Here is a 22,908-nt window from a genome sequence, read left to right on the forward strand (position 1 = left end):
GCTCAGGCGGGTTCGGGCGCGAGCTTGCGTTCGCCAAGCAGCGCCAGTTCTTCGCGCAGCGTCAGGGCGAGTGCGGCGATGGCGATGTCGATTTCCTCGACGCTGGCCGTCACGAACGACAGGCGCAGCGTGCGCGGATCGCCCTGGCCTGCATAGAAGGGCGCGCCCGGCACGAAGGCCACGTTGCGTTCCACCGCCTTGGGCAGCAGCGCCACTGTGTCGATGCCCTCGGGCATGCGCGCCCACAGGAACATGCCGCCCTTGGGCACGTTGAACTTCACGTCGAGCCCGGCCATCTCGCGCGTGAGCGCCGCGATCATGGCGTCGCGCTGGCGCTTGTAGAGCGCGCGGATCGTGGGCACGTGGCGCTCGAGAAAGTTGTCTTTCATCACCGCCGACACCATGCGCTGCGTGAAGATGGGCGTGTGCAGGTCGACCGCCTGCTTGGCCTGCAGCAGCTTCGGATAAATGGCCTTGGGCGCAACCAGGAAGCCCAGGCGCAGGCCCGGGGCCAGCACCTTCGAGAACGAGCCCAGGTAGATGCAGCCCTCAGGGTTGCGCGCGGTCAGCGGCAGCGGCGGGGCTTCGTCGAACCACAGCTCGCCGTAGGGGTTGTCTTCGACGATCGGCAGGCCGGCCGCGGCAGCGGCGGCCGACACGGCGGCGCGGCGCTCTTCGGTCATGGTGCGGCCGGTGGGGTTCTGGAAGTTGGGCAGCAGGTAGACGAAACGGGCGTCCTTCGACTTTGCGACCAGGTCGTCCACGATGACGCCCTCGTTGTCGCTTGCCACGCTCACCGGCACCGGCTCCATCGGGCCGAAGGCCTGCAGCGCGCCGAGGTAGGTGGGCGTTTCGACCAGCACGGTGCTGCCGGGATCGAGCAGCACTTTGGCCACCAGATCGAGGCCCTGCTGCGAGCCGGTGGTGATGAGCACCTGCGCGGGATCGACGTTCCACGGCAGCATGTCGGCCACCGCCTGGCGCAGCGGCGCATAGCCTTCGCTCGCGGCGTATTGCAGGGCCGCCTGGCCGTCGTTGTGCAGCACCTCGGCGCAGGCGTCTGCAAAAGCCTGGATCGGGAAGGTCTTGGGCGAGGGCAGGCCGCCGGCCAGGCTGATGATGCCGGGGCGCTCGGTGACCTTGAGGATTTCGCGCAGCACCGACGGGTTCATTTTTGCGGCGCGGGCGGCGAGTTTCCAGTTCATGGGTTCTTCTTTCAGGCGGGTGAGGTGAGAGGCGAATTTGTTCAAGATTGTTCGGCACGCGCAGCGCGTGGCGAAACGGCATGAGCGGGCTGCGGCTGCGAAAGGCGTTTGCCGAGCATCACCGTGCAGACCACGGCAATGGCAAAGCCCAGTGTGACCACGTCGAGCGGCTCGCCCAGCAGCGGAATGGAGGCAAGTATCGAGAGAAAGGGCTGCAGCAGCTGGGTCTGGCTCACGCGCAGTGCGCCGCCCATTGCGAGGCCGCGGTACCACGCGAAGAAGCCGATCCACATCGAGAACACACCGACATAGACGAAGCCCAACCAGGCCGACGTGGCGATGGGTTCCTGTGGCCACAGGGCCCACGTGGCCGGCAAGGTGACGGGCAGCGCCATCACGCAAACCCAGCAGATCACGCGCTCGGCACCGAGGGACGGCGTGACCTGCGCGCCGTAGATGTAGCCGAACGAAGCGGCGATGACCGCACCGACCAGCAGCAGATCAGCCCATTCGAAACCGAAGCCATGGCCGTTCTGGCTGGCACGCAGCAGCGAGAACAGCACGACCAGCACGCTGCCTGCGATGGCACACAGCCAGAAGCCGAGCCGCGCCCGCTGGTGCAGCACCAGGGCGGCGACTGCCGCGGTGACGAGCGGCAGCAGCGCGGTGACGACAGCCGCGTGGCTCGCCGTCACCACGCGCAATGCGTAGGCCAGCAGCAGCGGGTAGCCGATGACGTTGCCGAGCACCGCCATGCCCAGCGGCTTCCACTGGTGCGGTGCGGGCCGCGGTGAGCGCGTGGCAAGCAGGAAAACGGTCGAGAGAATGCCCGCCAAGGCGGCGCGCCCGAGCGTGACGAACCACGGCGAAAGCTGCGGGGCGCCCTGCGTGCCAGTGGCCAGCCGGGTCATCGGCAAGGTGATGGCGAACAGTGCCACGCCGATCACGCCGAGCCACATGCCGAGAGTCTCGTCTTTGATTCGGCTCATACGCTCAGCATCCACCACGCCGTGAGCACCAGCACCAGCCCCATCGCACGGTTGAACCACAGCAGGCGCTTGCCCTTGGAGAGCCATTCGCGCAGCAGCGCGCCGGCCAGCGCATAGGTGAAGTTGCTGACGAAGGCGTAGACCAGCATTACCGGCGCGACGATGGCGAAGCGGCCGAGAGCATCGGGCTGCCCCGCGATCCAGCCGGCCACCAGCGTGAGCGCGAGCAGCCAGGCCTTGATGTTGACGAACTGAAGCATCACGCCCTGGCCGAAGCCGATATTCAGGCTGGCACTGTCCGCACGCCCCAGCGTGGCACTGCCGCTGAGCTTGTAGGCCAGCCACAGCAGGTAGCCCACGCCCAGAACCTTGATGGCCAGGCGCAGCGAAGGCACCGCCACCACCAGCGCGCCGATGCCGGCCGCGCAAAGAACCAGCAGCAGCGTCCAGCCGACCGGCACCGCCATCACGAAGCGCATGGCGCGCGGCAGTCCGCCGTTGGCTGCAAGGGCAGTCGAGAGAGTGGTGTTGGGACCGGGCGAGAAGCTCATCGCCGTGGCCAGCACCAGCAGGGCGGTGAATTCTTGCCAGTTCATTGCATACACTCTAAACTTTGCGACCATTACAGTTCCAATACAGTTGATCGAACATATGCGAAAACTGTATTGGCCTGACTTTCGACACAGAAGCCGATGCTGACACGAACCTCCACCCAGTCGCTCACCGGCCAATTGGCCGATCGGCTGGCCGAGCGCATCCGCACGCGGCTTCTGCCGCCCGGTGCGCGCCTCCCCTCGGTACGCGAATGCGCCCGCCAGCAGGGCGTGAGCCCCTACACGGTGGTGGCGGCTTACGACCAGTTGCTGGCCCAGGGCCTGGTCGAGGCGCGCCGGCAGCGCGGCTTCTATGTGCGCGATGCCGCGCCCGCGCAGGAGGAGCGCCCGTCCAACGCGGCGCCCATGGTTGCCCAGATGATGGCCTCCCGGGTGCCGGCCGACGCCAGTTCCCTCATCCGCAGCATGTTTCACCGGCCGAGCGACAAGCCGCAGCCGGGGATGGGCGTGTTTCCGCCCGACTGGATGTCGTCGACCTTCATGCCGACGGCGGTACGTCGCATGACCAGTACAGCGGCGCTGCAGGAGCTGTCGCTCCAGTACGGGGAGCCCGCCGGCGATGCCGCCTTGCGCCGCAGCCTGTCGAACAAGTTGATGGGCATCAACGTGCCCGCCGCACCGGACCAGATCGTCACGACTGTGGGCGCCACGCATGCACTGGACATCGTGAGCCGCACGCTGCTGCGCGCGGGGGATCCGGTGATGGTGGAGGAGCCGGGCTGGGCGCTGGAGTTCGCGCGACTCGAGGCGCTGGGCATGCGCATCCTGCCGGTGCCGCGTCGTGCCGACGGGCCCGACCTGGAGGTGATGGCGCAGTACTGCGCGCTGCACAGCCCCAAGCTCTTCGTGAGCGTGAGCGTGCTGCACAACCCGACCGGCTATAGCCTCACGCCGGGCAGTGCGCACCGCGTGCTCAAGCTGGCCAATGCGCATGACTTTCACATCGTCGAGGACGACACCTACAGCCACCTGGCGCCCGAGCACGCCACGCGTCTCAGTGCGCTCGATGGGCTGCAGCGCACCATCTACGTCAGCGGTTTTGCCAAGATCCTGGCGCCCAACTGGCGCATCGGATTCCTGGCCGCATCGCCGGAACTGAAAGAGCGGCTGCTCGAAACCAAGCTGCTGGCCACGCTCACCACGCCCACGCTGTTCGAGCGGGCGCTCTCATGGTGCATCGACCAGGGGCAACTGCGGCGGCATGCCGAGCGCATACGCATCCGGCTCGACGGCGCGCGTGGCCGTGCGGTGAAGCTCGCCATGTCGCACGGCTGCACGTTCGCGTCGGAGCCGGCAGGCCTGTTTGGCTGGGTCGATACGGGTGTGGACACCGATGCGCTCACCCAGCGCATGCTCGACCAGGGCTACCTGCTGGCGCCGGGTTCGCTGTTCCACGCGCGGCGGCCGCCGAGCACGATGATGCGAATCAACTTCGCGACCTCGCAGGACGCGGCATTCTGGAAAGTGTTCAGCAAGGTGCGCGCGGAGCTTTGACGGTTCTTTGCCCTTGCACGACATGGGCGTTCGCGGGTCGAAAAGAGGGATGCCTTGGAGTAAGCTGGCATCACAAGAAAACCCAACCCGGAGACCGCCGCATGAGCAACGCCAGCCAGCCCTTCGATTTCAGCCAATTCGTCCCTGGATTCGATTTTTTGAAGAACCTTGCCGGCGGTGCCGCCGGTGGTTCGGGTGGCGGCGCAGTGCCGGGGTTGCCCGGGCTTGCAAGCTGGGTGGCGCCCACGCTGAGCGTGGAAGAGGTCGACAAGCGCATCCAGGAGCTCAAGACGGTGCAGTACTGGCTCGAACAGAACGGGCACGCGCTCAAGGCCACCATCCAGGCGCTCGAAGTGCAAAAGATGACACTTTCGACCTTGCGCGGCATGAACGTGCGGATGGAAGATATCGCCAACGCGTTCACCAAGCAGGCGGCCGCCGTGGCGCCTGCCGCTGCGCCGGTCGAGCCCGAGCCTGAAGCCGAGCCGGAGGAAGAAGCACCGGCAGAAGCAGCGGCGCCCGCCAGGAAGGCGCGCAGCAAGCCGGCATCGTCCACTGGCACTTCGACCGGCAATGGCGGAGTGGTGGATCCGATGCAATGGTGGGGCTCGCTGACGGAGCAGTTTCAGCAGATTGCCAGCTCGGCGCTGCAAGATGCAGCCCAGCTCAAGGTGCCGGCCATGGCCCAGCCCGTGGTCGATGCGGTAGACAAGGCAATGGGCAAGCCGGCGGCCTCCGCGGCTTCCAAGCCTGCGGCCAAGAAGGCGGCAGCGACGCCCGCCGCGAAGAAGAAGGCGCCCGGCGCCGCGCGAAAGCGAACGGCCAGCCGGCGCTGACGCCATACACACGAACGCATTTTTGTTTGAAGAGAACGGGTTGGCACGCATCATGAAGTTGTTTCCTTCCGGCCATGCCACCCATCCGCAATGGCGCATGGCGGCCGGCCTCGTGCTGGCCCAGTTGCGGGCGCAGATGGCGCTGCCCGACTACGCGTCGTCGCCGACCCTGGGGTTGCTCTACATCACCGACCACTACGCGTCGGATGCGCAAGACATCCTCGACCACCTGAGCGCCGAGCTTCCCGAGGTCACCGACTGGTCGGGCACCGTCGGCATCGGCGTGTCCGCCAACAATGCTGAATATTTCGACGAGCCCGGCCTCTGCCTGATGCTCTGCGCGCTGCCGAGCGACCAATACCGCGTGTTTTCCGGCGTCGCGCCGCTGGGTAATTCGGAGATGAGCGGTTTCGAGGCCCACACGGCGCTGGTGCATGCGGACCCCGCGACCCCCGACCTGACCGAGCTGATCGGCGAAATGGCCGGCCGCACCGACACCGGCTACCTGTTCGGCGGACTGTCGTCGGGCCGCGCGGGCGCGCTGCAGTTCGCCGTGGGCGGCAACGGCAACATCCGCGGGCATGGCGCGGCGGGCGGTGTGTTCTCGGGTGGCTTGTCGGGCGTGGTGTTCGGCGAGGGCGTGCGGCTGGTTTCGCGCGTCACTCAAGGCTGCCAGCCGCTGCGCTCGGGCGGCGGGCGCGAACGCGAGATCACTGAGGCCGACGGCAATCTGCTGCTCAAGCTCGACGGCGAACCCGCGCTCGACGTGCTGCTGGCCGACCTGCAGGTGTCGCTCGAGCGGCCGCAGGAAGCCATCGACGCCGTGCGCGCCACCCTGGTGGGCCTTGCCGATGCGGGCAGCGACGGCATCCGCCGCACCGGCGACTTGGGCGCCGACGTGCTGGTGCGCCACATCATCGGATTGGACCCCACGCGCCGCGGCATCGCCATTGCCGACGTGGCCGAGGCCGGCATGCGCCTGACCTTCTGCCGCCGCAATGCGCAGGCTGCGCGCGCCGACCTGATGCGCATATGCGCGGAAATCCGCGAAGAGCTGGAACCCGAGGAACAGACGCTGGCCACCGCGCGCGCCGTGGCGGCCGGAGAGGCCGAAGCCGCGCCGCATCCGGCGCGCCGCATCGCGGGTGCCGTTTATGTCAGCTGCTCGGGCCGCGGCGGGCCGCACTTCGGCGCGCCCGGCGCCGAACTGCAGATCGTGCGGCACGCCCTGGGCGACGTGCCCTTGGTCGGCTTCTTTGCCGCGGGCGAGATCGCCCGGCACCACCTGTATGGGTATACGGGGGTGCTGACGGTGTTTACCGCCGCGGATTGACGGACGAGGTTTCTAACTCCTTGCGCTGAGGTCGACTGTGGTTGCCTTCATAGAATTAACCGATTGGCGCTGCCGCGCGGAGAACCTCTGCTGACCAGCGCCCATTTAGTAGGCGTGGCTTTGCGGCACCCGCCCATCGGGTCTATTACGATTTCGTTTTTCGGCCGACACAGCGAACGAACTCAAAACCAGCACGCGCGTCTAGCCTTCAGGCGCACAGAAGATGAGTTCGACGTCTGGATTGAAGTAAGAAACGGCCGTCGACACGTTGCTGACGATATGGAGCAGCGCATTACATCTCGCCATTGTCATCGCGTCTCGGATGACTTCCCAGGCCATCCGAACTGACCAATTGGACTGATCTGCAGCCACCAGGTGCTGGACCTGAAAACCTTCGGCACCTTGTTCACTCTTGCTTAAACTGTCGAAACGGGCGTCTTCGTGTTCTCTGGTTCGACGAACGTCGTCGTAGCAAAACACCCGCTCGCCGAATGCTGACCTGAAGCGGTCCACCACGCGATCCTGATCGGTAGCGAGGAATATCCCCCAGTCCGGGGATGAGAAGGCAATACCGCGTTTTTCCAATTCCAAGCGAATAGAATTGACGTAATTTTCCGTATGCGCAATGGCGCCGTCCGGCTGCTCTATCACATGACTCGGGTGCTTGATATGGGCCGCGATCATGAATTTTCTTTGGCGAAAATTGGATTCGACAAAGGCATCAAGTTCTGCCTGAAAATTCGGCAGAAGGCGAACATGCTGCTTCAGCACCGAGTTGTATTGCTCCCGGAATCTGAGGAACTGCCCGCTTTTGTATAGCTTGTAGGCATGCACATAGGTCAATTGAGGTTCCCGATGATCATTAAAGTGGGCGTCGGGAAGCTTTCCTTTGTCGTAGAGAAACGCCGGGTCATCCATTTGCTCGGGGGTGAGGCCGAACAGGGGGTGAAACAACTTTGTCCAGATATTTCCATCATCCGGCTTGCCATAGCAAAAACTGATGAATGGCTTGTTCTCATGGCGTTTCATCATGCGGGCGACATTCCAATCGGGCAAAACCATGTGACACCGAGTTTCGCGTTGGTCCCAGACGAGATGGCTCATGAAGGTATTGAAAACGGAGAAAAAGCCCCCGTCATGAGATTGAACGACTGTTCTGTCGATGTGGGGGAGGTGTTGGTTTCGCACCCCCAATTTGGCAGCTTGGCGCTCCGCAAATTTCTCGGGCCAGCGCGTATATTTTGATCCTAGTGCTTGTGGTCGGAAGTGCGGTAAATCGAAATCAACGAGTCGCGCATAATCGTTGGCCAGAGTTGAAAAACTGAATTCCGATGCTAATTCCTTGCGTACGTGTGCAGTGCGAGCAGGCTGACCTGTCGTAACAAACTGAAAACTCTCCTCAAGGCGTGCTCGGACATCCTTGATAGTCGCGCCAAATTGGCGGCCGGCGATCAAGTTGTCTACCTCTGGATAACGAGCCGGAACTGCGATATCTGCTGGCACAACAAAAACACCAGGCGTTGGGTAAAGATCCCGATGGCCGCCCACATCGGTGATGACCAGCGATTTTCCGAGCGCCAACGCTTCGCGGGGCCCGATCGAAAATCCTTCGCCTTTGGAACAATTGACAAAGATGTCGCAAGCTTCGATTAAGTCATTTTTTTGCTGATCACTCAACGCTTGATCACTGATGATTATGTTCTTGGCGGAACTCGTACGAACCTTTTCCTGGATTCTCTCCAAGTACCGTCCTATCGCCAGATTGGAGTGAATTGTCAGTTCCGCTTCCGGGTTTTCGCCGAAAGACTGGAGAAAGGCATCGACTAGTGTCTCCACACCTTTGCGGGAATGAAAGGCTGCGACCGAAAGAAATTTAATTTTCGCCTTGTGTGGCGGCCTGTAAGGGCGACTTAGCAAGGCTTCGAGATCGAGGCCCAGTGGCAACGTGCCGATGCCGATTTGAACGCCCGATTTTCGCGCGACGTCTTCCAATGTTTTATTCATGAAGAGCACGAAATCCAATCGCTCGTTCATGACTTGTACCCATTGTGGCAAAAATTCATCGGAATCCCATGCGACATGGGCGATTCGCAATGCGTCGGGGGGGATTAATTTGTAATTGAAGTCGTGGGCGCCGTTCCACAGGACATCGGTATAAAACGCGACTTGTACCTCGGAAAGATTCTTGCAGACAGGAATCCGCGTTCCATTGGGCAGGAAGATTTCGTTCAGCTCCCGAAGTTTGGGTTCCACGGGGAATATGGAAACTTCGTGAAACCTACTCAGCAACTCGCACGCCGCGTAGGTGGTCCGACCGATTCCGGTTTCAAAGGCGCATCGACCGATGACGCAAACAGACGAAAACAATTGCTGCTTCCTATTATTCATTTTCAGCGGGGAAGCATGCGTCTGATGGCTCGGAGCGGTCGCGTAATGCGCCACGAGAGCGTTCGAAATACTTCGTCCAGCCGGGATGCATGCTGCTCTCTTTGGCTTAGGAGTTCGGATTCCAAACTGCGAAGCAGTTCTTCTCGTTGCTGCTGTGACTCCACCAAGGCTTGATGTGACCCCACCAGGGCTTGATGTGCCCCGGCCAAGGCTTGCTGTGCATTTTCGCTCTGAGACAGGCGATGGCTGAGTTGCACCCGTTCATGGCTCAGCCAAGCGATATGTCGCGAGGACTCAAAGGCCTCTTGGTAGTAGGCCTCGATTTGGCTGGTCAACGTATCCTGCATTTGACGGAGCAGATCCAATTCGCTTTTGGCGACTGCGAGTTGCTCTTGCGCTTGCATGGAGTTTTGCGCTAGTCGGCTGCAAGAATCGGCTCGGTCCGAAGCCGATTTGACGAGGGCCGAAATCTCCGTTTGAGCATCTTTGAGCCGCTGCTCCAGTTGTTCGCGCGCCGTTTTCTCGAGGCGCCAGCCAGCATCCATTTCATTAAGCTCCGACGCGGTTTTTTCCAATTCAGAGGTTACCTCACTGAGTTTTCGTTCGAGCAATACCTTTCCGGAATCTAGTTCTACAGATTTTTGAAGGGCAGTTGCTTCTGAGGCACGCATGAAATGATCAAACCAGTTAGGAGGCGAGTGAAAATAAGCTTCAAGTTCATCCAGTTTTTCATTGGCGACGTAGAATCTGTTCAATCCGTCAAAATAGACAAAGGTGTATCTTTGGGAGAGAAGAAGATCTTCCCATTCTTGGTGGGTCGGAGTCTGAGAGTTGGGGAGCGTTGCTTCCACCAGAATGATCCAAGGGCGAAATCTTGCAAAGTCTCCACCAAGCAATACAGCACGTTCCTTGCCTTCGACGTCGACCTTGAGAAAATGAATGGCGCGACCTTGGGCATGCTTTTCGCAAACGTCTCTCAGCGTACCGATGGTCACTGGGACACGCTCGACCTCCCAGTTTTCGTTTTTGTACTTGTTGCCAAGTGCGGGTACGCCAGTGGATATCCCATTGCCTTCTCCAACGGAGAAATACGAAGCGACTCCTGATTTTTCCTCAAGGGCCAATTGAAGGTTGATGTCTCGGCTACGAGCGGCAGCGAGTCGTGCGTAGGCGCCAGCCATTGGCTCAATGTTAATCCCAGACCAACCACGCTCATAAAAAGCGGCGGTCACAGAATCGGCAATCGGTTCGGAGGCGCCCACATCGATATAGAAACCATCCTTGACCGTTGAGAGCGCACGCCACAGCATGACGTCTTCGAAATTCTGCGCGTAAGAAACAAATGTCATGCATTTATCCCGAGTGCGAGTGAGCGAAAGCAAGCCTTGAAAGCGGTTCACCTTCTCGCACGGGAATAATTCTCCTTATACCAGTGATAGGTCAGAGAAAGCGCCTGTTCGAATGACTGCCTTGGTTTGAAGCCCAGGGCCTGAAGACGAGAAATATCGTACTCTCTTAATTTCTGCCCGTCGGGTTTGGTCGAATCCCATTCAACTGTCCCGGTGTATCCGGAAATTTTATGCAGCATGTCGACAGTGTCGCGAATCGTTACCGAGGTGCCTGTGGCGAGATTGATCGCACCTTGATATTCCTCTGCGAGGAGGCGCAGCGCTAAAGCGGCATCGTGGCTGAAGAGAAAATCTCTTTCTGCTTTTCCCGTGCCCCAAACTGAAACCGATTCACCGTGAGTCTGGCCTTTGTAGAATTTGGAAATCAACGAAGGAATGACGTGGCCGAATTTTTCATCGAACTTGTCATGTGGACCGAATAGGTTGGTAGAAATTCCGTAGGCAAAATTCAGACCGTACTGATCTTTGTAGGCCTCCAATTGGGCCAGCATGCTGCGTTTAGTATGAGCATACGCGGCCTCGGAGTAATGCGGTGGGCCATTCCAAATCTGGTCTTCCGACATCGGCAATTTGACCATGTCCGAATAGATGGCAGCAGACCCCATGGCGACAATTTTTTTTGTGCCATACATTCGTGCAGACTCCACAACATTTGTATTGATTCTGATGTTGTCTAGATAGGCGATGCCTTTATTCGACAGATTGCCCATGATTCCCCACACGCGGGCCGCGAGATGAAAAACCAGCTTTGGCTTAGTCGCGTTGAACAGGCGTTCTGTGGCCGGTTGGTCGGTCAGATCGACCTCTTTGCTTGTTACGGAGGTTACGTTTTTATAGCCTGCGGATGCCAGTTCATGCTGCAAGGCACGGCCGATAACGCCCCCGGCTCCTGTAATTAGGATCGAATCATTTGTGATGCTCATTTTTACTCCCTGGCTATGGATGTTGATCCGCGAGCATAACTGCTCTGAAAAAGAGGTCCGCGCAGCTGAAAAGCGGTGAAGGAATTCTAATCGACCGGTTAAATGAATGCTTAAGTATTAAAATGTCTTCCATTGTCATTAATTTGGCCAAGGTGGTCTCCATGTGCGCCACTCCGGCATCGGTGAGGTTGAGGGTTCCAATGCCCAGCAAATCCCACGCCACAAATCAATTTCAGCTTAGATCGCCCTTGCCGCGTGGCAGGCTGACTCGTCAAGGTTTCAATAAGGATGAACTCGGTGGGAAGATGGGTTTCATCTGCGTGAGCTCCGCGGACGCAACGCCCGTAAACGCGAAATCCACCTCCGGCGCAAGCCCGCTCACAATGCGCGCAATCGACTTGCCCGAGCCGCAAGCGTGCGTCCAGCCCAGCGTGCCGTGGCCGGTGTTCAGATATAGGTTCGGCAGCTTCGTCTTGCCGATCAGCGGCACGTTACTCGGCGTCGCAGGACGCAGCCCGGTCCAGAACTGCGCCTGCGCGGTGTCGCCGGCGCCCGGGAAGAGCTCTTCGACGCGCCGCAAGATGGCCTCGCAACGCAGGCGGTTCAGATCGCGGTCGTAGCCGTTGAGTTCGGCCGTGCCGGCGATGCGCAGGCGGTCGCCTGAGGCGGACGTGTAGCGCGAGAACACCAGCTTGTATTCGTCGTCGGTCAGCGAGACCTGATGCGCCTTCGAGGCGTCCTGGACCGGCAAGGTCACCGAATAGCCCTTGGCCGGATAGATCGGCAGCCGGATGCCCAACGGCGCGGCAACGATCGGGCTCAGCGAGCCCATCGCCAGCACGAAGGCGTCGCCCCGGATGCGCTGGAAGCGGCCTTCGTCGTCGGTCGCTTCGACGTGATCGATGCTGCCGCCCGCTTCGCGCAGCGCAGTGATCGTGTGGCTCATGAGGAACTTCACACCGGCCGCCCTCGCCAGCGCGACCAGCTCGCGCGCAAAGCGGTTGGCGTCGCCCGATTCGTCCTCGGCCGTGTAGGTGGCGCCGGCCAGCTTCGGACGGATGTGGGCCAGGGCCGGTTCGATCTTCACCGCCTCGTCGGCCGAGATCACCTGGCGCTCGCAGCCCAGGGCGCGCATCTGCTCGGCCGGCGCGAGGGCACCGTCGAACTCCTTCTGCGTCGTGTAGAAGTGCAGGATGCCCTGAGTGCGCTGGTCGTATTGGAGGCCGGTGTCGGCGCGCAGCTGCTGCAGCGTGTCGCGGCTGTAGGTGCCCAGGCGCACGATCTGCTCGATGTTGTGGCGCGTGCGCGCCGGGGTGCATTCACGCAAGAACTGCAGGCCCCAGAGCCACTGGCGCATGTCCGCGCGGATGCGAAAGAGCAGCGGCGCATCTTCCTTGCCCAGCCACTGCAGCACCTTGAGCGGTGCGCTCGGGTTGGCCCAGGGTTCGGCATGGCTCACCGAGATCTGCCCGCCATTGGCAAAGCTGGTTTCGGCCGCCGGCGTGGCCTGCCGGTCGATCACGGTCACGTCGTGGCCGAGTTGCTGGAGGTAGTAGGCCGAGGTCACGCCGAGCAAGCCGGCGCCAAGAACGATCACGCGCATTTCAAGTACCTTTGAGTGAGGCACCTGAACGACGGACTGGGTGTGCTACCGATTCAATAGCAAGCAACCGGACGACCGACGTCCAAGTTGCCGCTCCCCCTGTCCTCGGTACCTGAGAGATTCACCCGCTGCGCCCGCAGCGGGTTTGCTCCTTCGGTGCATCACGCTCACATTCCAGTGGGTGATGGCTCTCCAGACGGCGTGTCAGTTGATGCAGTACAGGCCCCTGTCGAAACTCTTTGAAAGAAGAACTTCAAGAATTCGTCGGACCGACCTGAGCGTTTATGGGAGTTTGCGCCTTCGGTGGAGTAGTAAAAAGTTCTACTCGCTCTCCTGCAGTAAGAGCATTGTAGGTGCATGTGCCGACCTGCTCGCCCTTAATCTTGACAATTCGGACCAATGGGATAATCCCCGGCAGACTCGCCAAAGGGCGATTGTTCGACAACTTCGGGGGACTCAATGATTCTGGTAACCGGCGGCGCCGGCTTCATCGGCGCCAATTTCGTACTTGACTGGCTTGCGCAGAGCGACGAGCCGGTCGTGAATCTCGACAAACTCACCTACGCCGGCAACCTCGAGACGCTCGCCTCGCTCAAAGGCAACACGAACCACATCTTCGTGCAGGGCGACATAGGCGACAGCGCACTAGTCGATCGGCTTCTGGCTGAACACAAACCGCGCGCGATCGTGAACTTTGCCGCGGAATCGCACGTCGATCGTTCCATCCACGGCCCCGAAGATTTTGTGCAGACCAACGTGCTCGGCACCTTCCGCCTGCTCGAGTCGGTGCGCGGCTACTGGAGCGCATTGCCAGCAGACCAGAAGGCTGCATTCCGCTTCCTGCATGTGTCGACCGACGAGGTCTACGGTTCGCTCTCCAAGACCGACCCGGCGTTCACTGAAGAGAACAAGTACGAGCCCAACAGCCCCTACTCGGCCAGCAAGGCCGCCAGCGACCACCTTGTGCGTGCATGGCACCACACCTATGGCCTGCCGGTGGTCACCACCAACTGCTCCAATAACTACGGCCCGTTCCACTTCCCCGAGAAGCTCATACCGCTGATGATCGTCAACGCACTGGCCGGCAAGCCGCTGCCCGTGTATGGCGACGGGATGCAGGTGCGCGACTGGCTCTACGTGATGGACCACTGCAGCGCCATCCGCCGCGTGCTCGAAGCCGGCAAGCTCGGCGAGACCTACAACGTCGGCGGCTGGAACGAGAAGCCCAACATCGAGATCGTCAACACCGTGTGCGCCTTGCTCGACGAACTGAGCCCCAAGGCCGACGGCAAGCCCTACAAGGAGCAGATCAGCTACGTGACCGATCGCCCGGGCCACGACCGCCGCTACGCCATCGACGCGCGCAAGCTCGAACGCGAACTCGGCTGGAAGCCTGCAGAGACCTTCGACAGCGGCATCCGCAAGACAGTCGAGTGGTACCTTGCCAACGGCGAATGGGTGCGCAACGTGCAAAGCGGTGCGTACCGCGAATGGGTCGAGAAGCAATACGATGCCGCGCCCGCGGCCAAGGCCACGGCATGAAGTTGCTGCTGCTGGGCAAGGGCGGACAGGTCGGTTGGGAGTTGCAGCGCAGCCTCGCGCCGCTGGGCGAGCTGGTCGCGCTCGATTTCGACAGCACCGACTTTCACGCCGACTTCAGCCGCCCGGAGCAATTGGCCGAGACCGTGCTGAAGGTGCGTCCCGACGTCATCGTCAACGCCGCGGCGCACACCGCTGTCGACAAGGCCGAGAGCGAGGCCGACTTTGCGCGCAAGCTCAACGCCACCTCGCCCGGCGTGGTGGCCGAAGCCGCGCAGCAGATCGGCGCGCTCATGGTCCACTACTCCACTGACTACGTGTTCGACGGCAGCGGCAGCAAGCCCTGGAAAGAAGACGACGCCACCGGCCCCCTCAGCGTGTACGGTCGCACCAAGCTCGAAGGCGAGCAGCTGGTGGCCGAACGCTGCGCCAAACACCTGATCTTTCGCACCAGCTGGGTGTATGCCGCGCGCGGCGGCAACTTTGCCAAGACCATGCTGCGCATCGCCAAGGAGCGAGACCGCCTGACCGTCATCGACGACCAGTTCGGCGCGCCCACCGGGGCCGAACTGCTGGCCGACGTCACCGCACACGCCATCCGCGCCACGCTGCAAGACCCGGCCAAGGCCGGGCTCTATCACGCAGTGGCTGGCGGCGAAACCACCTGGTGCGGCTATGCACGCTTCGTGCTCGAGCAGGCCCGGCAGGCTGGCGCAGAACTCAAGGCCGGCCCCGCTGAAGTCGATGCCGTTCCCACCACCGCGTTTCCCACCCCCGCCACCCGCCCCGCCAACTCGCGCCTCGACACCCGCAAGCTGCAGTCCACCTTCGGCTTGGTGCTGCCTCCGTGGCAGCAGGGCGTGGCCCGCATGCTGCGCGAAACCCTTTAAACACGCCGAGCGCGGCAAAGCAAAGAAAGCAAGGAGAGAAATAAAACAATGACCACCAAGACCACGACGAAACGCAAAGGCATCATCCTTGCTGGCGGCTCGGGCACGCGCCTGCACCCCGCAACGCTCGCGCTCAGCAAGCAGTTGCTGCCGGTGTACGACAAGCCGATGATCTACTACCCGCTGAGCACGCTGATGCTCGGCGGCATTCGCGACATCCTCATCATCAGCACGCCGCAGGACACGCCGCGCTTTCAGCAACTGCTGGGCGATGGCAGCCAGTGGGGCATTAATCTGCAATATGCGGTGCAGCCGAGCCCCGATGGCCTGGCACAGGCGTTCATCATCGGCGACAAATTCGTAGGAAATTCGCCGAGCGCGCTGGTGCTGGGCGACAACATCTTCTACGGCCACGACTTCGCGCATCTGCTTGCCGATGCTGATTCGAAGTCTTCGGGTGCCACGGTGTTTGCCTACCACGTGCACGATCCTGAGCGCTACGGCGTGGTGGCCTTCGATGCCGAGGGCAAGGCCAGCAGCATCGAGGAAAAGCCGGCCCAGCCCAAAAGCAGCTATGCGGTCACCGGCCTCTACTTTTACGACAACCAGGTGGTCGACATTGCCAAGGCCGTGAAGCCCAGTGCGCGTGGCGAGTTGGAGATCACGGCCGTCAATCAGGCCTACCTGGATCTCAAGCAGCTGAACGTGCAGATCATGCAACGCGGCTATGCGTGGCTCGATACCGGCACGCACGAGAGCCTGCTGGAAGCGGGGCAGTTCATCGCAACGCTGGAGCACCGGCAGGGCCTGAAGATCGCCTGTCCGGAAGAAATCGCGTGGCGCCATGGCTTCATCGATCGCGAACAGTTGGCAAGGCTTGCGGCTCCGCTGCAGAAGAATGGCTACGGCAAGTACCTGAACCATTTGCTGGCCGAGGAGGTGCGCTCGTGAAGGTAACGCCCACCGCAATCCCCGAGGTGCTGATCATCGAACCGAAGGTCTTCGGAGATGCGCGCGGGTTTTTCTACGAGAGTTTCAACGGCAAGGCGTTCGACGAAGCCGTCGGGCGGCATGTCGAGTTTGTTCAGGACAACCATTCACGATCGGTGAAGGGGGTGCTTCGGGGGTTGCACTATCAAGTGCAGCAGCCGCAGGGCAAGCTCGTGCGCGTGGTGCGCGGTGCTGTGTTCGACGTAGCCGTGGACATCCGCAAGTCATCGCCGAGCTTTGGTAAATGGGTAGGTGTGGAGCTCAGCGAGGACAACCACAGGCAGTTGTGGGTTCCGCCCGGTTTTGCGCACGGCTTTCTTGTGCTGAGCGAGACGGCGGAGTTTCTGTACAAAACGACGGACTACTACGCGCCGGCTCATGAGCGCTCAATCAAGTGGGACGACGTCGATTTGGCAATCGAATGGCCGGCAATAGGCATGGATTCGCAGCTGTCCGCCAAAGACCGGGCAGGTGCATGTTTTAGTCAGGCCGAAGTCTTTAGCTAATTAAATCTGTCACGGCGGTTTCGCCAGCGAGCAACATTCGCGACGTCTTCAAACTTGCCCCCTGGGATTGGCCAGCAATCGTCGAAGCTTGGATGGATCTTCGCAGGGGCAATTTCGTTCGCCCCTGACTAAGACTGAATTTACGCGGAGTCTCTTCGGCTTCGTACGGCACGCTACTCGAAGAAACAAGATACTGCAGGCAGCATCCATAGTCTGCCGCACCGTCTTTGTATCTCAGTGTTCGTCTACAAACAAGTGCAGATTAAACCCACATGCCATTCATCTCTCACGCTCAAAATTTCGAAGATGTAATGCTCTGGCGAGCCCTCGGCGGCGTCCAGAACGGTTTCTTTATCGATGTAGGGGCGTGGTCCCCCGATCTTCACTCCGTCACAAAGTCGTTCAGCGAGCGTGGCTGGCGCGGGATCAACATTGAACCCAATCCGTTCTATTTCGCCCAGATAACCGAAAAGAGGCCGCTTGAAACGAATCTTCGTGTTGCCGTAGGAAATCGGGTCGGCCAAATTTCAATGAATTTCATCGAAGATACGGGTCTATCGACGGCGGATCAGGGTATTGCTCGGGCGCATACAAATGCCGGATGGAGCGCTCGACAAGAGGAAGTCGAGATCACGACCCTTTCCGAGATCTGGAAGAAGAATGTTCCAGTAGGCACTGCGGTTCACTTTCTAAAAATTGATGTAGAAGGCCTTGAGCGTGCCGTAATCGAGGGAAACAACTGGAAGGTGAATCGGCCGTGGGTGGTGGTCATAGAGTCGACGCTTCCTCTATCTCAAATTGAAAGCCATCAGCAATGGGAGTCGCTGCTAACAGAAGCGGAGTATGTTCACTGCTATTCTGATGGGCTCAATCGGTTCTATATTGCGGCGGAGCACAGCGAACTTGTTGACAAGTTCCGGTTTCCTCCAAACGTCTTTGATGGTTTTACCCTCGCGGAAGTTAAAAGAGAAAAAGAGCGCGTACAGAACTGCGAGGCTGATTTAGACCTCACCGCAGGCAAATTGCGCCTCGCCGCAGACAAGCTGAGAATTGCGGAGGCCCGGCTAGTAAGTGCGCAGGCTATTGCAACGATCGCGGAAAATCGACGTGCCGAGGCCGAGAAGCACGAAGAAGAAATTCAAAAGACTGCGAAATCGCAGTTGATTGCATTAAGGTCGGAGTTGCATTCCGTGAACGAGTCGAAGAACGCGCAAGTCGCTGCCGCCAATGGCCAGGCGGCTCTCGCCGAGCACCGCTACATTGCAATACAGAACTCCACAATGTGGCGATCAACGGCACCGGTCAGAAAATTGACCGGAATGCTCACCGGAACAGCCCGAGCTCGGGTGAGACGTGCTGCTAAAGCGGTGTGGTGGCTTCTAACGCCCGCGCTAATTCCTCAGCGCTTGAAGTTTATTCGCGACAGAAAAACGATCCTGGTAGAGCAGGGTGCTACGCAGCAGCCAGAGGGAACTTCGCAGGCATACGCTACGTCACCGACGAGTGAATATGCAAGATGGATACTCGAAGTCGAACGATGGTCTAATGCACGCCCTTTGCCCTCAGAAAGTTTTCCGATAGTAACTTTCGTGGTGACCGGAATTACACCTGTCGAAAGTCTGCTACGAACAGTGGGGTCTATTCAAGCGCAGGTTCATCAAGGATGGGAAGTCGTCCTATGCGGAGCGTTTCTAACAGAGGAGCCCAATTCGGCGGCGCATCAACTTGTTAGCTGTGATTCTCGGATTCGCCTAGCGACTACGGAGAGCGATGACAAGGCTTCGAGCTTGTCGGCCGGGCTTATGCTAGCCCGGGGCAAATTCATTGCCATCTTGGACTGCGGCGATATCCTCGCGCCAGCAGCGTTGAATGAATTTTCAGTAGAACTGAACCGCTTCCCCGATGCAGAGATCTTCTACAGCGATGAGGATCAGCAATCCAGCATGCAGTCTCGGGAGAGACCGCTTTTCAAGCCCGAATGGTCGCCGGAGCTGCTTTATTCCTTCAATTATTTCGGGCGACTAGTTTTTTTGCAACGCGCACTGATTGAAAAGGTTGGTGGTATAGATACAACTTCCGGAAGCGCGGTGGAATGGGACCTGAATTTGCGCACCAGCGATCTTGCTCAAAACATCAGGCGAATTCCGAAGGTACTTTGTCACATTAAAGCGGGCGGAGACAGGGGACGCGGACTGTCGATCGAAGACGCTGCGGAAAATCGTAAAGCGATAGAGAAATTCTGGGCTGCCAAAGGAGTTTCGATTGCCGCACGAACCCAAGAAAATGGGACGCAACACATCCAGTGGCTGCCGAGTAAATTTCCCAAGGTCTCCATCATTATCCCCACAAAAGATAAATCCCATCTTTTGCGAATGTGCATGAATGGACTCTTGTTTGGGACTGACTACCCCAATAAGGAAATCGTGATCGTGGATACCGGCTCGAAAGAGCCGGAGACTTTCTCCTACTACCAAGAGCTTGCTGCACACTCCGACGTAAAAATTGTTAATTTCGAAAGAATTTTCAATTACTCCGCAGCCTGCAATTATGGCGCATCTTGTGCCGAGGGGGAGATGTTGCTGTTTTTGAATAATGACATAGAATGCATCTCGCCGGCATGGTTGAAAGAGATGGTGGGATTTGCCGTGCGACCTGGGGTTGGTGTCGTCGGGACAAAATTGATTTATCCCTCACTCGAATTGCAGCACGGCGGCGTTGGAATCGGTCCTCATCTGTGTGCATTGATGTACCGAAGCGGCGGCGGGCAGTCTTGGGATATTTATGGGACTCCCGACCATCCAAGGAACTGGCTTGCCATTATGGGTGCGTGCCAGCTAGTTCGACGCGATGTTTTCGAACTTATCGGAAAGTTTGACGAATCCTACCTAATTGCGATGAGCGACGTTGCGTTATGTCTACGAGCATGGCAAGCGGGGTACCGGACCGCATATGCGCCTTCTGCTTGCCTCGTTCATCATGAAGGTGCAACCCGCGGAAATAGTAATCCAGTGAAGGATGTGCGCCGAATTGCGGACGATATCCGAGCGATTGGAATTGATGAAGATCCTTACCTTCATCCTGAATTAAGCGGAAGTCACCCCATCCCCAAACTTAAGCTGGCCGGTGAATCGAATCCGCGGCAAGTTCTGGAGGATCAGGTGCGGGATTGCGGCTCCATTTTGGCATTCAATCCTAAACTTAATCTCACTAACGAGGGAGCTTGCATCCAAGTTGCGGGGCTACCCCGTTCGGCAGTGCTTTGGACTCCTCAGGCCGTTCACTTGGTATCGGACAAATGGTCGGCAGCCCGCTGGTGTATGGATTTGCTCCGCTCTCGTCGAGAGCTTCGTGTGAGATTCCCGGACGCGCTTTCGGCGGGCACCGGCGGGGCATTTTATCGATGGATTCGCGAAGAGGCAAAATTTAAATTTCAGTTGCCCGCAACGTTTGATAATGCAATCGAGTCGCTATTTTTAGAGGATATTTCCGCTCGAGCCCGGCAGCTATTTTTGTTCAGAGAAGATGTGCGGCAAGCGATTCCTCATGGCCTAACTCCGGCAGGACAGACCGAGCTTTTTCGGTGGTACATGAGAAATGGGCGGGCGGAAGGCGATTTGCGGCTGGAGGAGATTTGGTGGCTGTTTTGGTTGGCTGCTGAGAATCCGGCGCGTGAACTTGTACAGGCATATCGCTTTACCCCAGCATGGCAATCGTTATATCCAGATGCACTGACGATATTTGGTAGAAGCGATTTTTCGGCGTGGTTCTCGGCCACTTACAACGCGGCTGATTCTTGGGTGGATCCGTCGCAATGGGCGATCGATCTTTCGCCCGAGCAGCATTTGAGATCCGCTTACAACGCAAGGCACCAGTGGCGCACCCTTCATCCGCGGGCATTTGAGAATGAAAAGGATGCGCACGCGCTGATTGACTGGCTGAGTGCGCACGAAGGAATTTCAACGGAAGCGCGAGTGTGGTGTTCTAGTTTGAACCGGCAAGAGACAGTTGCGGAGATGATTGCACCTGGCGTTAACATCATCGGGCACTTTTGCTACCCCTCGGGTCTCCGCGTCTCCGTCGAGGCGCTCGAAGGCGCATTGAAGAGCGCATCCGTCCATACTTCCTTGCGCGATATTCGCACGGATAAGCGGGACGACCCGATGCGATGGAAATTCAATGGCTTGGAATACTACGGTGTTACGTTGATCCATACGCAACCAGAGCCATTCTTCAATGAAGCTTATAAAAGATCTGATCTTGCTCAGCAATCATTCAAGCCATATCGAATCGCGTACTGGTATTGGGAGTTCGATTCAGTTCCAGAATCTTGGATTTCTGCGGCAGGGCAGGTGGACGAAGTGTGGACGGCCACAGAATTCGTTGCAAAAGGTTTGAGGGATCGACTGTCGATCCCTGTGCGAACGCTTTTTCCTGGCGTCAAATTGGGGCATTATTTGCCACGAAAGCGAGAGTTTTTTGGACTAAGTCAGGATAACTATACTTTCCTTTTTACATTTCACATGATGAGTGTAATGGAGCGAAAGAATCCCCTAGGGCTTATTCAAGCATTTAAACGAGCATTTAAATCCTCGGAGCCAGCTACTCTGGTGCTCAAGACATCATTTGGCGATAGACATCCGGCACAAATTCTCGAATTGCAGGAAGCCGCTGCGGGTGCCAACATCAAGATCATTGATCAAGTTTTCAGTTCGGACGAAGTGCTATCTCTCATGGACGCATGTGATGCATATGTGTCTTTGCATCGAAGCGAAGGTTTGGGGCTGACGATGGCAGAGGCGATGCTGATGGGGAAACCTGTCATAGCGACTAATTATTCGGGCAACATCGATTTCATGGACGAGTCCAATAGCCTGCTTGTACCATTCAAATTGCAAAAGCTGGGACGTCCAATCCCCCCGTACGACGCCAACTCCGAGTGGGCCGAACCTTCGATCGAATGCGCAGCTAATTACATGAGGCGCCTGTACGAAGATCGAGAGTGGGCGGCGGGATTGGGGGCTAGGGCTAAGGTCAGCGCCGAAAAATCACTTTCATTGGATGTGGCTGGCTTACGGCTTGCAGAAAGAATAAAAGAAATACGCGCCAGCGAGATTTATTGGAAATGAGTTGCATAACTACTCACGGCTCACGGCTCACGGCTCACGGCTCACGGCCCACGGCCCACGGCGCAACAACTTCGCCGACGCCGTCTTTTTTGGCTGTACCCGTTTAAAAGAACTGCCGAATCACCATGCGTAGCCGGCTTGAACGCGTACTCCTGTGCGGCTTCCTCGACCGCTTGAGGTCGAGATTGCAGCGCCTACGTTTATGTTCTCGTCGATTTGATACCCAAATCCCATTCCAAGAGCGCTCTCGCCTGCGTAGTAACCCCCAGCCACTCCGACCCATCTCATGCCGGGTGGCAAATGAGGCATGGCGGGAATAGCCATTGCCGCTGCAACCCCTTTCGCGGAAAAAGTATTGGCATCTCTGAGCACCTGAGCGGTAGCTTGACGCATTTGGTCTAAATTGACTGCGTCTGTGCTTGCTACACCCGGTGCCACATTGGTGATGCTGCGTGTGAGCCCCGCGGCTGCATTGCCTACTGAAACGCTATTGTCGCGGGCGGCTAGCGAGTTTTGGCCTAGGGCTACAGAGTTGTTTCCTATGGCGAGCGCGTTCGCGCCGAGCGACGTGCTGTCGTTTGAAATTGCTTGAGCACCACTCCCGATGGCAACGCTGTTATTTCCGCGAGCCATCGTAACGGTGTTTCCAAGCAGGATCGCGTTGCTGCCCAGATTGGCTGCCACCAACTCCGTCAGCATGCGCGTATCGGGGTACACATTAGGAATCCCACTTATGAAAGCCCAACCGCCCCTGCCATTGGGTTGTATGCACGACCAATTCGTAGTCGAGAATCCAGGAGTGCTGCAGATATTGCTCTCGGCGCTGCCTGCGTAGCCGCCGCCGATCGCTGTGGAAGCATATGCACCTCCTTGCAGGCCTCCTATAACCAAGGCAGTGCTTGCTAGCTTCAAAACAGTCATCTGGCTGACTTTTTTTTGTACTATTTGACTAACACTTGACGAGGCGTGATTTTTGTCTCTTCTGGACATGAAGTCTTTCTCCTTCGCCTGTGGTGACGAGTTGCGAAAGCTTACAAGATTGAGCTTTGCAAGAGAAGAGACT

At 58.9% G+C, this 22,908-nt stretch carries 16 protein-coding genes and 2 riboswitches; of the genes, 8 read left to right on the forward strand and 8 right to left on the reverse strand.

The genetic code is table 11. From position 1 onward, the window contains the following. Positions 1 to 2: 2 nt before the first annotated feature. From J2X92_RS24545 to J2X92_RS24555, 3 genes are read right to left on the reverse strand one after another with little or no spacing between them, the layout of a single operon-like run. Positions 3 to 1,205 carry an aminotransferase-like domain-containing protein gene (locus J2X92_RS24545; protein WP_307579621.1) on the reverse strand — a complete coding sequence of 401 codons (1,203 nt, stop codon included), beginning with the start codon at positions 1,203 to 1,205 and terminating at the stop codon, positions 3 to 5. A gap of 41 nt (positions 1,206 to 1,246) precedes the next feature. Next, positions 1,247 to 2,194: a DMT family transporter gene (locus J2X92_RS24550; RefSeq protein ID WP_307579623.1), complete on the reverse strand. Its 948-nt coding sequence runs from the start codon at positions 2,192 to 2,194 to the stop codon at positions 1,247 to 1,249. Continuing rightward, positions 2,191 to 2,790 (reverse strand): LysE family translocator, encoded by a 600-nt coding sequence (locus J2X92_RS24555; protein WP_307579625.1) that lies wholly within the window; start codon positions 2,788 to 2,790, stop codon positions 2,191 to 2,193. Before J2X92_RS24555 ends, J2X92_RS24550 begins: the two co-directional genes overlap by 4 nt. Positions 2,791 to 2,886: 96 nt before the next feature. Here J2X92_RS24555 and J2X92_RS24560 point away from each other — a divergent pair, with 96 nt between their 5' ends. From J2X92_RS24560 to J2X92_RS24570, 3 genes are all read left to right on the forward strand, one after another. After that, on the forward strand, positions 2,887 to 4,302 hold the full coding sequence (locus J2X92_RS24560; protein WP_307579627.1) for an aminotransferase-like domain-containing protein: 1,416 nt from the start codon (positions 2,887 to 2,889) through the stop codon (positions 4,300 to 4,302). Positions 4,303 to 4,403: 101 nt separating this feature from the next. Continuing rightward, complete coding sequence (locus tag J2X92_RS24565) at positions 4,404 to 5,138, forward strand: PhaM family polyhydroxyalkanoate granule multifunctional regulatory protein (protein ID WP_307579629.1); 735 nt, start codon at positions 4,404 to 4,406, stop codon at positions 5,136 to 5,138. Between the two features lie 52 nt (positions 5,139 to 5,190). Further along, positions 5,191 to 6,471, forward strand: coding sequence for an FIST signal transduction protein (locus J2X92_RS24570; RefSeq protein WP_307579633.1), 1,281 nt, complete (start codon positions 5,191 to 5,193; stop codon positions 6,469 to 6,471). A 201-nt stretch (positions 6,472 to 6,672) separates the two neighbouring features. Here J2X92_RS24570 and J2X92_RS24575 read toward each other — a convergent pair whose 3' ends face one another. The 4 genes from J2X92_RS24575 to J2X92_RS24590 all read right to left on the reverse strand — a co-directional run bounded on the left by J2X92_RS24575 (position 6,673) and on the right by J2X92_RS24590 (position 12,794). After that, positions 6,673 to 8,724, reverse strand: a complete 2,052-nt coding sequence (locus J2X92_RS24575; RefSeq protein ID WP_307579634.1) for a glycosyltransferase family 4 protein — start codon at positions 8,722 to 8,724, stop codon at positions 6,673 to 6,675. A gap of 137 nt (positions 8,725 to 8,861) precedes the next feature. Continuing rightward, on the reverse strand, positions 8,862 to 10,208 hold the full coding sequence (locus J2X92_RS24580; RefSeq protein ID WP_307579636.1) for an FkbM family methyltransferase: 1,347 nt from the start codon (positions 10,206 to 10,208) through the stop codon (positions 8,862 to 8,864). A gap of 47 nt (positions 10,209 to 10,255) precedes the next feature. Beyond that, the gene (locus tag J2X92_RS24585) at positions 10,256 to 11,191 is read right to left on the reverse strand and encodes a GDP-L-fucose synthase family protein (protein ID WP_307579638.1); all 936 of its coding nucleotides are present in this window, start codon (positions 11,189 to 11,191) and stop codon (positions 10,256 to 10,258) included. 271 nt (positions 11,192 to 11,462) lie between these two features. Continuing rightward, positions 11,463 to 12,794, reverse strand: coding sequence for a D-amino acid dehydrogenase (locus J2X92_RS24590; RefSeq protein WP_307579639.1), 1,332 nt, complete (start codon positions 12,792 to 12,794; stop codon positions 11,463 to 11,465). Between the two features lie 89 nt (positions 12,795 to 12,883). After that, positions 12,884 to 13,000, reverse strand: a riboswitch (glycine riboswitch). A 46-nt stretch (positions 13,001 to 13,046) separates the two neighbouring features. Beyond that, a riboswitch (glycine riboswitch) is annotated at positions 13,047 to 13,140 on the reverse strand. Between the two features lie 113 nt (positions 13,141 to 13,253). On the opposite strand from J2X92_RS24590, the gene rfbB reads away from it, so the two are divergent. The 5 genes from rfbB (at position 13,254) to J2X92_RS24615 (ending at position 21,845) form a co-directional block, all read left to right on the forward strand. Further along, entirely contained in the window at positions 13,254 to 14,336 is a 1,083-nt protein-coding gene (gene rfbB, locus J2X92_RS24595) for a dTDP-glucose 4,6-dehydratase (RefSeq protein WP_307579641.1), read from the forward strand. After that, entirely contained in the window at positions 14,333 to 15,223 is an 891-nt protein-coding gene (rfbD, locus tag J2X92_RS24600; RefSeq protein ID WP_307579643.1) for a dTDP-4-dehydrorhamnose reductase, read from the forward strand. Before rfbB ends, rfbD begins: the two co-directional genes overlap by 4 nt. Before the next feature lie 48 nt (positions 15,224 to 15,271). Beyond that, positions 15,272 to 16,174, forward strand: coding sequence for a glucose-1-phosphate thymidylyltransferase RfbA (gene rfbA, locus J2X92_RS24605; RefSeq protein ID WP_307579645.1), 903 nt, complete (start codon positions 15,272 to 15,274; stop codon positions 16,172 to 16,174). Further along, a complete protein-coding gene (rfbC, locus tag J2X92_RS24610) occupies positions 16,171 to 16,719 on the forward strand; it encodes a dTDP-4-dehydrorhamnose 3,5-epimerase (protein WP_307579647.1) in 549 nt (182 codons plus the stop codon). Before rfbA ends, rfbC begins: the two co-directional genes overlap by 4 nt. Before the next feature lie 272 nt (positions 16,720 to 16,991). Then, on the forward strand, positions 16,992 to 21,845 hold the full coding sequence (locus J2X92_RS24615; RefSeq protein ID WP_307579649.1) for an FkbM family methyltransferase: 4,854 nt from the start codon (positions 16,992 to 16,994) through the stop codon (positions 21,843 to 21,845). A gap of 120 nt (positions 21,846 to 21,965) precedes the next feature. Here the strand turns inward: J2X92_RS24615 and J2X92_RS24620 are convergent, their stop codons facing one another. After that, complete coding sequence (locus J2X92_RS24620; protein ID WP_307579651.1) at positions 21,966 to 22,835, reverse strand: YadA-like family protein; 870 nt, start codon at positions 22,833 to 22,835, stop codon at positions 21,966 to 21,968. Between the last annotated feature and the right edge of the window lie 73 nt (positions 22,836 to 22,908).

Source organism: Variovorax paradoxus (genome assembly GCF_030811855.1).
GTDB lineage: Bacteria > Pseudomonadota > Gammaproteobacteria > Burkholderiales > Burkholderiaceae_C > Variovorax > Variovorax paradoxus_L.